The sequence below is a fragment of the Vibrio hippocampi genome (assembly GCF_921292975.1).
Classification (GTDB): domain Bacteria; phylum Pseudomonadota; class Gammaproteobacteria; order Enterobacterales; family Vibrionaceae; genus Vibrio; species Vibrio hippocampi.
This window is the reverse complement of sequence record NZ_CAKLCM010000002.1, coordinates 26,822-39,961: the sequence shown is the minus strand read 5'-3', so window position 1 is coordinate 39,961 and position 13,140 is coordinate 26,822. Positions and strand designations below refer to the sequence as shown.

The 13,140-nt window shown below is 45.3% G+C and carries 11 protein-coding genes; 3 read left to right on the top strand and 8 right to left on the bottom strand.

Translation table 11 applies throughout. The features are described from left to right. The first annotated feature begins 132 nt into the window (after window positions 1–132). On the top strand, window positions 133–936 hold the full coding sequence (gene suhB / locus L9Q39_RS02660; RefSeq protein WP_237483577.1) for an inositol-1-monophosphatase: 804 nt from the start codon (window positions 133–135) through the stop codon (window positions 934–936). A gap of 190 nt (window positions 937–1,126) precedes the next feature. Here suhB and secF read toward each other — a convergent pair whose 3' ends face one another. From secF to queA, 5 genes are all read right to left on the bottom strand, one after another. Beyond that, complete coding sequence (gene secF / locus L9Q39_RS02655) at window positions 1,127–2,074, bottom strand: protein translocase subunit SecF (RefSeq protein ID WP_237483576.1); 948 nt, start codon at window positions 2,072–2,074, stop codon at window positions 1,127–1,129. A 9-nt stretch (window positions 2,075–2,083) separates the two neighbouring features. Continuing rightward, window positions 2,084–3,940, bottom strand: coding sequence for a protein translocase subunit SecD (secD, locus tag L9Q39_RS02650; RefSeq protein WP_290369112.1), 1,857 nt, complete (start codon window positions 3,938–3,940; stop codon window positions 2,084–2,086). 22 nt (window positions 3,941–3,962) lie between these two features. Then, the gene (gene yajC, locus L9Q39_RS02645) at window positions 3,963–4,292 is read right to left on the bottom strand and encodes a preprotein translocase subunit YajC (RefSeq protein ID WP_237483575.1); all 330 of its coding nucleotides are present in this window, start codon (window positions 4,290–4,292) and stop codon (window positions 3,963–3,965) included. Window positions 4,293–4,460: 168 nt separating this feature from the next. Next, window positions 4,461–5,594 (bottom strand): tRNA guanosine(34) transglycosylase Tgt, encoded by a 1,134-nt coding sequence (tgt, locus tag L9Q39_RS02640; protein WP_237483574.1) that lies wholly within the window; start codon window positions 5,592–5,594, stop codon window positions 4,461–4,463. A gap of 164 nt (window positions 5,595–5,758) precedes the next feature. Continuing rightward, the gene (gene queA / locus L9Q39_RS02635; RefSeq protein WP_237483573.1) at window positions 5,759–6,811 is read right to left on the bottom strand and encodes a tRNA preQ1(34) S-adenosylmethionine ribosyltransferase-isomerase QueA; all 1,053 of its coding nucleotides are present in this window, start codon (window positions 6,809–6,811) and stop codon (window positions 5,759–5,761) included. Window positions 6,812–7,051: 240 nt separating this feature from the next. On the opposite strand from queA, the gene L9Q39_RS02630 reads away from it, so the two are divergent. Next, window positions 7,052–7,492, top strand: coding sequence for a CBS domain-containing protein (locus tag L9Q39_RS02630; protein WP_237483572.1), 441 nt, complete (start codon window positions 7,052–7,054; stop codon window positions 7,490–7,492). Window positions 7,493–7,559: 67 nt separating this feature from the next. Here the strand turns inward: L9Q39_RS02630 and aceA are convergent, their stop codons facing one another. The 3 genes from aceA to L9Q39_RS02615 all read right to left on the bottom strand — a co-directional run bounded on the left by aceA (window position 7,560) and on the right by L9Q39_RS02615 (window position 12,115). After that, window positions 7,560–8,873, bottom strand: coding sequence for an isocitrate lyase (gene aceA / locus L9Q39_RS02625; RefSeq protein WP_237483571.1), 1,314 nt, complete (start codon window positions 8,871–8,873; stop codon window positions 7,560–7,562). A gap of 128 nt (window positions 8,874–9,001) precedes the next feature. Next, entirely contained in the window at window positions 9,002–10,594 is a 1,593-nt protein-coding gene (aceB, locus tag L9Q39_RS02620) for a malate synthase A (protein WP_237485488.1), read from the bottom strand. 606 nt (window positions 10,595–11,200) lie between these two features. Continuing rightward, window positions 11,201–12,115 (bottom strand): hydrogen peroxide-inducible genes activator, encoded by a 915-nt coding sequence (locus L9Q39_RS02615; protein ID WP_237483570.1) that lies wholly within the window; start codon window positions 12,113–12,115, stop codon window positions 11,201–11,203. 189 nt (window positions 12,116–12,304) lie between these two features. Here L9Q39_RS02615 and L9Q39_RS02610 point away from each other — a divergent pair, with 189 nt between their 5' ends. Continuing rightward, window positions 12,305–12,913, top strand: coding sequence for a peroxiredoxin C (locus L9Q39_RS02610; RefSeq protein WP_237483569.1), 609 nt, complete (start codon window positions 12,305–12,307; stop codon window positions 12,911–12,913). Window positions 12,914–13,140 lie beyond the last annotated feature (227 nt).

The following is a 13,140-nucleotide window of genomic DNA, read 5'->3' as shown; positions in this document are numbered from 1 at the left end:
ACCTGAGTAAATTAGTCTGACTATTTTTATCTCAGATCATAAGAGGTCAATAAATAACCGCTTCCCTTTTATGAAAACTTTGATATACTCCCCGCCGCTTTTTGTTCTTTAACATCCGTTGGGAAAATTCGTATGCATCCAATGCTAAACATCGCAATACGCGCTGCGCGTAAAGCGGGCAATCATATTGCAAAATCTCTAGAAAACACTGATAAGATCGAGTCGGTACAGAAAGGCACTAATGACTTTGTTACTAATGTAGACAAAGAAGCTGAATCTATCATTATCCACACTATTCAGGCGTCATACCCTGATCACTCAATCGTTGCTGAAGAAAGCGGCGCTATTGAAGGTAAAGATAATGAAGTTCAATGGATCATCGACCCACTGGATGGCACTGCTAACTTCGTTAAAGGTATACCTCACTTCGCGGTTTCTATCGCTGTACGCATTAAAGGTAAAACTGAAGTAGCCTGTGTTTACGACCCTATGCTTAACGAGCTATTCACAGCTCAACGCGGCTCAGGCGCACAGCTAAACAGCGCACGTATTCGTGTCAACCCACTGAAAGATCTTAAAGGTGCCACAATCGGTACTGGTTTCCCATTCAAGCAAAAGCAACACTCTGAAAGCTACTTCAAGATCATGTCTGCTATGTTTGTTGAGTGTGCGGACTTCCGTCGCGCAGGCTCTGCCGCTCTTGACCTTTGCTATCTTGCTGCAGGTCGTCTAGACGGTTACTTCGAACTTGGTCTAAAACCATGGGATCTAGCAGCTGGCGATCTTATTGCTCGTGAAGCTGGCGCTATCATCACTGACTTTTCTGGCGGCACAGACTACATGAAGTCTGGTAACGTGGTTGCAGCAAGTGCACGCGGTACTAAGTCAATGCTTAAGCATATTCGTGAAAACGGTAACGAAGCGATTCTTAAATAATCGCTACTGAGATATTACTGGCCCGTCACGCCTGAATTCTGAAGCCCTATCCTAGCGATAGGGCTTTTTTATGCCTTCAGTAAAATATTCTACCTAACGTAGCCCCCAACAAAAAAGGTCTAGCACATGTGCTAGACCTCTATACTTTTAAAATGCAAAACTTTTCTAACGAAAATTTCCCAACAACGCCTTAAGGCATCTCGTCGAACTCTGCGCCTTCTTTTTCGACTTGCGGTGGCATTAGGTGTTCTCTCTCGATACCTAGTTTCAGCGCTAGCGCTGACGCAACATAGATAGACGAGTAAGTACCCACAGTAATACCCAGTAGCAATGCAGCCGCAAAGCCATGGATCATTGCGCCGCCTTGAGTAAACAGTGCGATAACCACGAATAAGGTGGTACCTGAAGTGATCAATGTACGACTCAATGTTTGAGTGATTGAGTTGTTCATGACTTCGGCAGAGTCACCTTTACGCATCTTACGGAAGTTTTCACGAATGCGGTCAAATACTACGATGGTATCGTTGAGTGAGTAGCCCACAACCGTTAGCAACGCAGCCACGATGGTCAGGTCGACTTCAATCTGCATCAACGAGAATACCCCAAGAGTGATAATCACGTCGTGCGCCAAAGCCAATACGGCACCCGCCGCTAAACGCCATTCAAAGCGAACCGACACATAGAGAAGAATACAGATCAGAGAAACGAGGATCGCGAGACCACCCGCCTCTGTCAGTTCATCACCTACATTAGGACCCACGAACTCGATACGACGCATCTCAACGGCATCACCCGTACCTTGCTTAATCGCATCCAGTATCTGGTTGCCTAGAGCTTCCGCTTGCACATCGTCACGAGGACGAAGACGAACCATCACTTCACGAGATGAACCAAAGTTCTGTACCGTTGCATCCCCAAAGCCTTTTGCTTCCAGAGAGCTACGCACTTCTTCTAAATTTGCTGGCTGTTCAAAGCCAACCTCAATCAGCGTACCACCGGTAAAATCTAGACCCCAATTCAACCACTTGGTCGATAGGGTAAAGATAGCCGCTGCGATCATGACGATAGAGAATGCAAACGCTACTTTTGACCAACGCATAAAGTCGATCGTTTTGTCTGCCTTCATTATTTGAAACATAACTAACCCTTAGATCGACAGCTTGTTAACACGCTTACCGCCATACACTAGGTTCACGATGCAACGTGTACCAATGATAGCTGTAAACATTGAGGTGATAATACCGATAGATAGCGTGACCGCGAAACCTTTGATCGCACCCGTACCCACAGCAAATAGAATGATTGCCGTAATTAGGGTTGTGATGTTGGCATCGGCAATGGTACTGAACGCGTTAGCGTAGCCTTGGTGAATTGCTTGCTGAGGACTGCGTCCATCTTTAATCTCTTCACGAATACGCTCGAATATCAGTACGTTGGCATCCACCGCCATACCGACCGTCAGTACGATACCGGCGATCCCGGGTAGCGTCATTGTTGCCCCTGGAATCATAGACATAACACCGACGATCAACACAATATTTGCCATCAGTGCGATATTGGCGAATAGACCAAAGCGACGGTAGTAAACCAAGGTAAACAGCATGACGAGAATCATACCGGTAATACACGCCTTGACACCCATATCAATGTTCTGCTGACCCATTGATGGACCAATGGTGCGTTCTTCAACAATCGAAATCGGCGCAATCAATGCACCCGCTCGTAGCAATAGTGCTAGGTTGTGTGCTTCCGAAGCAGAATCAATACCTGTAATACGGAAGTTGCGACCAAGAGCCGATTGAATCGTTGCTTGGTTAATCACTTCTTCGTGCTTATCAAGAATCACTTTGCCTTCTGGTGTACGGCGACCGCTGTCTTTATATTCAGCGAAAACCGTTGCCATTAGCTTACCGATGTTCTGACGAGAGAATGCCGCCATTTTGTTACCACCTTCGCTATCTAGCGAGATGTTAACCTGTGGACGACCGTACTCGTCGGCACTTGAACTTGCATCGGTAATACTGGCACCGCCAAGAATGATACGCTTTTTCAGTACCACTGGACGACCATCACGATCTTGCTTAATTTCACTACCTGCTGGCGCTCGACCATTGGCAGCGGCTGAGAGATCAGCAGTGCTGTCTACTTCGCGGAATTCTAGAGTGGCTGTCGCACCTAAGATTTCCTTAGCGCGAGCAGTGTCTTGAACACCGGGTAGTTCGACAACAATACGACTAGCGCCTTGACGCTGAACAAGAGGCTCGGCGACACCAAGTTCGTTAACACGGTTACGCAAAATAGTGATATTTTGCTCTACCGCATAGTTACGAATTTCTTGTAGGCGAGTCTCTTTGAAATTAGCCACGATAGCAAAACGACCATTGTCATCTGAACTGATAAAGTCCATATCTTGGTGTTTCGTTTTCAGCAATGCAGTCGCTTCAGCAAGCTGCTCTGCGTTACGTAGTAGGATCTCTACACCATCGTTAGACGTTGGACGAATAGAACGATAACGAATACGTTCTTCACGCAATTCACTGCGGAACGCTTCTTCTTGTTGACCCACCAATTTTTCCATTGCGGCGTCCATATCCACTTCCATTAAGAAGTGAACACCACCACGCAGGTCAAGACCGAGTTTCATTGGAGCTGCACCAATAGCATCAAGCCAATGAGGGGTAGCCGGCGCTAGGTTTAGCGCAACGATAGAATCATTTCCTAAGGATTGGCTAATAACGTCACGGGCACTAATTTGAGTGTCGGTATCATTAAAGCGGACTAGGATTGAACCGTCTTCGAGGGCGATAGATTTGTGAGAAAGTTGCTCTTTGTCTAGAGCTTGGGTGACAGTATCCAGCGTCGACATATCAACAGAGGCGCCACGCGCCCCTGTAATCTGAATAGCCGGATCTTCACCGTATAAGTTGGGAAGTGCATATAAAGCAGTAATGGCGATGATAAAAACCACCATTAGATACTTCCACAAAGGGTAACGGTTTAGCACAGCGAGGATCCTTAAGCTGTTTTTATAAAGACTTCAGCGTACCTTTTGGCAGCACTGCAGTGATAAAATCTTTTTTGATAACAACTTCGTTGCTGTCGTTAAGAGCAATCGCGATATATTCGTTATCTTCAGCGATTTTAGTGATCTTACCAATTAGACCGCCGTTAGTAAGTACTTCATCGCCTTTGCCCATCGAAGCCATCAGGTTTTTATGCTCTTTTGCACGCTTAGATTGCGGGCGGTAGATCATAAAATAGAAAATCGCCGCAAACATGCCTAGCATAATTAGCATTTCAAAACCTGTACCTTGTGGTGCAGCTTCAGCAGCATAGGCTGGAGAAATAAAACTCATCGAAAAACATCCTCTTTAATGTATTTATATATCCCAAATTGGGTTATCCCCATATCTTTTCAAGAAGCAAAGCGTAACTCAATCTTTCTTATTCACTAACAGGCTCAAAAAATGTGACCTATAGCTAGGATTTGTTACCAATCTTGAGGATAACCCACATTATATCCGTTATTTCATGTCCAGTGGTGGGACTTCACGATCACGACGAGCGTAAAATTCTTCCACAAACTGTTCAAAACGGTCTTCATCAATCGCTCGACGAATACTCTCCATTAAACGCTGGTAGTAGCGTAGGTTATGAATCGTATTGAGACGCGCGCCTAATATCTCGTTACAACGATCTAGGTGATGCAAATATGCCTTAGAGTAGTTTTGGCATGTATAGCAATCACAATGCGGATCAAGCGGAGTGGTATCGGTTTTATTCTTAGCATTACGGATCTTGATGATGCCGCCAGTCACAAATAGGTGACCGTTACGAGCATTTCGAGTCGGCATCACGCAGTCGAACATATCGATACCACGACGTACACCTTCAACCAGATCTTCTGGTTTGCCTACACCCATTAGATAGCGTGGTTTATCTTTTGGAAGCAGTGGCGTGGTGTGTTCAAGCACACGGTGCATATCTTCTTTAGGTTCGCCCACCGCAAGACCGCCGACAGCATAACCGTCAAAGCCAATATCCGTTAAGCCTTTTACCGACACATCACGCAAATCTTCATAGACGCTACCTTGAACAATACCAAACAGTGAGTTTGGATTTTCTAGCTTGTCAAAGTGGTCACGAGAGCGTTTAGCCCAACGAAGCGACATCTCCATCGACTTTTTCGCTTCATCGTGTGTGGCTGGATATGGCGTACATTCATCAAAAATCATCACCACATCTGAGCCTAAGTCTTTTTGGATTTCCATAGACTTTTCGGCATCCATAAAGATTTTGTCACCATTAACAGGGCTGCGGAAATGCACACCCTCTTCAGTGATCTTACGGATGTCACCTAGGCTAAATACTTGGAAGCCGCCTGAGTCAGTCAGAATGGGACCCTGCCAGTTCATAAAGTCGTGCAAGTCGCCATGCATCTTCATGATCTCTTGACCCGGACGCAACCAAAGGTGGAAAGTATTACCGAGCAAGATTTCTGCCCCCGTTCCTTTCACCTCTTCTGGTGTCATACCTTTAACCGTACCGTAGGTGCCTACTGGCATAAATGCCGGCGTTTGCACGGTTCCACGTTCAAAGGTAAGTTGACCGCGACGAGCGTGGCCGTTGTTCTTTTTAAGTTCGTATTGTAATTTCACGAAGCCTCCAAATTGCCAGAGACACAGTCTGACTATATTGTAAAACGCACTAACAAGCGTAGCTTGTCGCACTGAAATACACGAGCCGAGAAAACATAAACGACTCGTGCATTGGGATCGTCCTAATCCACTGCTAATGCAAATCGACGATGATTTACGCCGGTTTATCCCTGCTTTTTGGTAATGAACATCGCATCACCATAGCTGAAAAATCGATACTGTTGCTCTACCGCATGCGCGTATGCCTTCATCACGTTGTCGTAGCCAGCAAACGCACTCACCAACATTATCAACGTGGATTCTGGTAAGTGGAAATTGGTTACCAAGGCATCAATCACCTGATACTCGTAACCTGGATAGATAAAGATCTCGGTGTCACCGAAAAACGGCGCTAACGGTGTGCCGTTAGCCTTGGCATTTTGCGCGGCACTTTCTAAAGAACGCACCGACGTAGTGCCGACTGCCACCACACGACCACCCGCAGCTTTGGTGCTTGCGATTGCATCGACCACCTCTTGAGTGACCTCAACATATTCTGCATGCATGTGGTGATCATTGATATTGTCAACACGAACAGGCTGGAATGTGCCCGCGCCCACATGCAGAGTCACATAGGCAAAGTTAACGCCTTTTTGCTCTAGCTGCTCAAGGATGTCATTGTCAAAATGCAAACCAGCCGTTGGCGCTGCGACTGCACCCGGCTTTTGGTTATAGACGGTTTGATAGCGCTCTTTATCCGCATCTTCATCAGGACGGTCGATGTAAGGAGGCAAAGGCATGTGACCAACATCATTTAAGATATCGAGTACCGCCTTCTCTGATTGGAACTCAATCTCAAACAGCGCATCATGTCGTGCAACCATCTCTGCTTGATATTCGTCGTTTTCACCCAAAAACAGGGAGGTTCCCGGCTTTGGTGCTTTCGAGGAACGAACATGAGCAAGAATACGCTTATCATCAAGCATACGCTCTACTAAGACCTCAAGTTTACCTCCTGAGGCTTTGCGTCCAAACATTCGAGCTGGAATCACACGTGTATTATTGAACACTAACAGGTCGCCTGCTTGAACAAGATCGACGATATCCTTAAAGCTACCATCCACAACCTCACCTGTATTGCCAGTTAGTTGTAATAATCGGCTTGCGCTACGTTCGGCTTTTGGATAACGAGCAATAAGCTCATCGGGTAATTCAAAATGAAAATCTGAAACTTGCATAACACTCATCTTGTAAAAGTAGGAGACAAAAATCGGTGCGTAAAAACGCAGGCGCCTAGTATAAAGTGGCACCATGGAATAGCAAGCGAACCAGCAGCGATTCCCGCCTCTTTTCCATTGAGACTAGGCGGTATGACGTCCGGTCTATCTCTTTTATTGAAAAACGACTACCCTCTCAGTTTTCATTGCCAATTGATCTTATATTCTAAGGAGATAATTAAGAATAGGTGGGAGAAAACCATGATCAAGGTTGAAGACATTATGACCCGCAACCCTCACACTCTTTTGTGTTCGCACACTCTTAGTGACGCAAAGGACATGATGCAAGCGCTAGATATTCGACATATCCCTATTGTCGACGTTAATAAAGCCCTACTCGGCATTGTTTCGCAGCGAGATGTATTGGCGGCTCAGGAATCGAGCTTACATAAAGTACCTAATAATCAGTCATACACTCTTTCTACCCCTCTGCACGAAGTGATGCGTAGTGATATCGTGACCGTTGATCCCAAAGGCAGCCTAAGAGCTAGCGCACTTTATATGCAAAAGCATAAAGTTGGTTGTCTGCCCGTAGTTCATAAACGTCAATTGGTGGGGATTATTACGAATAGTGATTTTGTTGCTATTGCGATTAATCTACTAGAAATAGAAGAAGATATTGAACCCGAAGAGATCGATTAATCCTCTGATTGCAGACAGAAAAAAAGAGCGGTTGATATAAAACCGCTCTTAGAAGTGGCGTAAACCACTACTTAAACTGTTGTTCTTCAGTCGAGCCTGTGAGTGCCGTTACCGAAGAATTCCCCCCTTGAATCGTATTGGTCATGCGATCAAAGTATCCCGTCCCCACTTCTTGTTGGTGAGCCACAAAGGTGTACCCTTTCCCAGCCGCTTCAAACTCTGGACGCTGAACTTTTTCAACATAGTGACGCATACCTTCACCTTGCGCATAAGCATGGGACAGTTCAAACATGTTAAACCACATATTGTGAATACCCGCCAAGGTAATAAACTGATATTTGTAGCCCATATCTGCCAACTCTTGTTGAAACTTGGCGATCGTCTCTGAGTCCAAGTTCTTCTCCCAGTTGAAAGATGGTGAGCAGTTATACGCCAGTAGCTGATCGGGGTATTGTGCATGAATAGCTTCAGCAAACTTTCTCGCCTCTTCTAAGCAAGGCGTTGCCGTTTCACACCAAATCAAGTCTGCGTATGGCGCATAAGCCAAACCACGAGAGATCGCTTGATCAATCCCCGGTTTCACTCGATAAAAGCCCTCAGATGTCCGTTCACCAACGATAAAATCGCGGTCATAGGGATCAACATCTGAGGTTAACAGGTCTGCAGCATTGGCATCGGTACGCGCAATAACCAGTGTGGTCGTACCCGCAACATCCGCCGCTAAACGGGCTGCAACTAACTTTTGTACCGCTTCTTGCGTTGGCACCAGCACTTTACCGCCCATATGGCCGCATTTTTTAACCGATGCCAACTGGTCCTCAAAGTGAACGCCCGCAGCGCCCGCTTCGATCATACTTTTCATTAACTCGTAAGCGTTCAGCACGCCACCAAAGCCCGCTTCCGCATCAGCAACAATCGGTAGGAAATAATCAACCGCGCCCTCATCACTCGGTGATTTACCCGCGCTCCACTGGATCTGATCGGCACGACGAAATGAGTTATTAATTCGTTTAACCACCGCAGGGACAGAATCGACCGGATAAAGCGACTGATCGGGATACATAGTACTGGCACTATTGTTATCCGCGGCGACCTGCCAACCCGACAGATAAATGGCTTCAATTCCAGCCTTAGCTTGTTGCACCGCTTGACCGCCAGTTAAAGCCCCCAAGCAATTGACATAACCTTTCTTAGACGAGCCATTGACCAGCGACCAAAGCTTGTCAGCACCTCGTTGAGCAATGGTATTCGCCGGTGTCACCGAACCTCTTAGCTCAACCACTTGCTCTGCGGTATAAGTTCGCTTTACCTGTTTCCAGCGCGGATTGGTTTCCCAGTCTTTCTCTAGTGCTTCAATTTGTTGTCTGCGAGTTAATGTCATCGTTTGTCCCTCTTGGCTGGTTGCTCTGCCGTTCGATACCTTCAAATAAATGGGGTCGAAGCAGCGAGAGCCGTCAGTACTGCTTACTCTGACAATCCTGTTTCACGGTATGGTTTAAGTTATTGTTATTAATCTAAATATTCATAGGCAGATAGCGTTAGGAAATCGGCAAGCTGGTCACTGGTCGTCAGAGCCAACATCAATTGCGCCGCTTCTGAAAAACGTCCATTGCTAAATCGTTCTTCACCCACTTCATTGCGCACTACCTCAATCTCTTCCACTAGGTACTGTTCAAATAGCGGCTTGGTAACACGCTCGCCATTATCGAGATCTTTGCCATGCTGTATCCATTGCCATATCGAAGCGCGTGCAATCTCTGCCGTTGCCGCATCTTCCATTAATCCATAAATCGGTACACAACCATTACCACTGATCCACGCTTCAATGTATTGCAAAGAGACACGGATGTTATGGCGCATCCCCTGTTCTGTTCTTTCACCCGCACAAGGCATCAAAAGATCGGTTTCCGTTACCGGAGCGTCTTGCTCGCGCATCACATCAAGCTGATTGCGCCGCTCACCCAATACCGAGTCAAATACTGCCATCGCTGTGGTCGCAAGTCCGGGGTGGGCAACCCAAGTGCCATCGTGCCCATTATTCGCCTCCAGCGATTTATCGTGGTGGATTTTGTCCAGCACCTGTTGATTGGTCACCGGATCTTTTGAGGGGATAAATGCCGCCATTCCTCCCATCGCAAAGGCACCTCGGCGGTGACAGGTGCGAATCAAAAGTCGGCTATAAGCATTGAGAAACGGTTGATCCATGGTGACGCTTTGTCGATCAGGTAAAACACGGTCTCCATGATTTTTCAGCGTTTTGATATAACTGAAGATGTAATCCCAGCGACCGCAATTGAGTCCGACGATATGCTCTTTCAGTGCAAATAGAATCTCATCCATTTGGAACACCGCAGGCAATGTCTCGATAAGAACCGTCGCTTTAATGGTGCCATTGGCTAACCCAAATCTTTGCTCAGTGTAAGTAAACACGTCACTCCACCACTGCGCTTCTTCGTAAGCTTGTAACTTAGGCAAGTAAAAATACGGTGCGGTGCCATTTTTAAGCAGCGTTTGGTAGTTATTGGCAAAGTAGAGCGCAAAATCAAACAAGGCGCCGGGAATCGATTGACCGTTAAACAGCACATGCTTTTCTGGTAGATGCAAACCGCGCACTCGGCAAATCAATACCGCAGGGTCATTGTTTAAGGCGTAGTGTTTACCGCTATTGGGATCGGTAAAATCAATCTGCCTTAGGTTGGCATCTCTCAGGTTTACTTGACCATCAAGCATTTTGCTCCAATCTGGCGACATGGAATCTTCAAAGTCGGCCATAAATACTTTTACGTTGGCGTTAAGGGCGTTAACCACCATTTTTCTATCGGTAGGTCCGGTGATTTCTACTCGTCGATCGCTCAAATCTTCTGGAATGCCTTTAATCGTCCATTCACTTTGGCGTAGAGTTTGGGTATCACTGCGAAAGTCTGGCAACTCTCCTGCATCGACCTTAGCTTGAAACTCAGCGCGCTGTTGCAATAACTGAGGAATTCGCTCAGCAAACTTGCTGCACAATTCGCTCAAAAACAACTGGGAATCTTCACCGAGAATCGCTTGATGCTCACCTTCGACAGGATGGGTCAACACTACAAATGACTGGTCATCCATGTTTGCTGCTGTTTGTTGTTGTGTATCACTTGCTAACATAACCCTCTCCCTATCGTTAGATTTCAGTTGTAACTAAAACACTACATTTAGAATATTTACTTTATTTATTAATCAGTCCGTTCCACTGAATATAGGTACTCAACGGCTTGTTGTATGTCGCTATCGAAAACTTCATCAAAGCCCGCCAGTGATAAAATTTAACCTCAATAACATTTTCATTACAACCCAAAAACACCGCCAAACCTATAATTCGACACATTGTACTTTCACCAATTTTCACGACTCGTTTTGTATGATTTTCAATAAATTTCGTAATTAAATTACAAGCTGTATTTTTGTTCATTCATCCATCTGAAGGTACATTGAGCTGTTTTTCTGAGTTGAAGTGGTTGGTATTGTGCTGCTTGACGGGAAATAACGAGGAAAGTGTGTCAAATTTCACAATGTAAAATTCACTTTGTGAAACTAATAGAATGACTGAAATGTTTTGTTGAATGTGTTTTGTGAAATTTTACAAGAAAAAGCTAACAGGCAGAGCTTTGCTCTGAACAATTAAAAAAAGGCAGAATTAATCTCTACCTTTTTCTCGCCAATATGAACTGGATGTTAATCCGAAAGCAATAGTCCGGACACAACATCGGCTAATTGCAGGAACGACTCTCGACGCGAGGAGCTCGGTCGCCATACCAGACCGATATCACGGTGAGCTTGGTGACCCGGCGGTTCGATGACCATAAGATTCTGATTTTCCAGTAATCCATGATCAATCGCCATCTGAGGTATAAAGGTGGTTCCCAAGCCATTGGCCACCATTTGTACCAAGGTATGCAAACTGGTTGCGCTGAAAGGGTTAATTTTATCGGTGCTAGTCAATTTACAGGCTGATACTGCATGTTCTGTTAAACAGTGCTCTCTTTCCAAGAGGAATACCGATTCATCTGGTAACTCATCATATTTGATCGGCACTCGGACATTGTGTGCTTGCGAACGGCTAATGACCATTTTGAAAGGGTCTTGACCGACAATACAGCTATCCATATTGCCAATATCCATCGGTAAGGCGAGAATCAGAACATCCAATTCCCCATGCCGTAGCGCCGCCAGCAAATTGGCGGTGGTATCTTCTCTTAACAATAAATTGAGTTGTGGGTATCGAGTATTGACCGCTTGTACTAGATCGCACAGCAAAAATGGCGCGATTGTCGGGATGCAACCCAGTCGAATTTGACCTTGCATCTCTTCGCCTTGACAGATGTTGCCTAACTCAATCAGATCTTGACCTTTCGCCAGCAGTTCGCGACCGTTTTTCACCACCATCTCACCCACTTGGGTAAAAACCAGCGGACTCTTTTTCTCTTTTTTCTCGTATAAAGGACAACCGATTAACTCTTCTAAGTTCTGGATGCCTTTACTTAATGTCGACTGACTGACAAAACACTTTTCTGCGGCATCACTAAAATGCCTTGTTTCATACAAGGTCACCAAATAGTGCAGTTGCTTTAAGCTCGGCCATTTGTTCATCGATACTACCTATCAGACTTAAAAGGAAAAAACTCAATAAAGAGGCCAACAAGTTTATCGTTTTTTTCGATTAAATTAATCTATTAATTTCGCTTTTTTCTATACTAAGCTGTGTAATATAGTTTGTCGTGCATGAACATGGAACAAACCATCAGGTTTGAAACACTCTCAAAATTTAGGAGCAAAAAAATGGTACTAGTTGGTCGCCCAGCCCCAGATTTTACTGCCGCTGCAGTTCTTGGTAATGGTGAAATTGTTGATAGCTTCAACTTCGCTGAGTATACAAAAGGCAAGAAAGCCGTTGTATTCTTCTACCCACTAGACTTCACTTTCGTTTGTCCATCAGAGCTGATCGCTTTTGATAACCGTTTTGAAGATTTCCAAGCTAAAGGTGTTGAAGTGATTGGTGTGTCTATCGACTCTCAATTCTCTCACAACGCATGGCGTAACACTGCTGTTGATGACGGCGGTATTGGTCAAGTTAAATATCCATTGATTGCTGATGTTAAGCACGAAATCTGTAAAGCTTACGATGTTGAGCATCCAGAAGCAGGCGTTGCTTTCCGTGGTTCTTTCCTAATTGACGAAGAAGGCATGGTTCGTCACCAAGTTGTTAACGACCTACCACTAGGTCGTAACATCGACGAAATGCTTCGTATGGTTGACGCACTTAACTTCCACCAAACAAACGGTGAAGTATGCCCAGCACAATGGGAAGAAGGTAAAGCAGGTATGGACGCGTCACCAAACGGTGTTGCTGCGTTCCTATCAGAGCACGCTGAAGACCTTTCTAAATAACTCACACTTTCACCCTGAAGCTCAAGCAGGGTTGGATGGTTGGGACAAAATAAAGCGAAAACGCACTCCAATCGTTGAAAGAGAAATGAGTTAGCCAAATTTAAAAGCCCGAGTCCTTTAAAGACTCGGGCTTTTTCATTATCAAAACGATAAAAAACGCTCACCAGAATATCTCTGTACCCTATGAGTCATTTATTCGAAAATAGTGAGATAGAATAATAACTAGA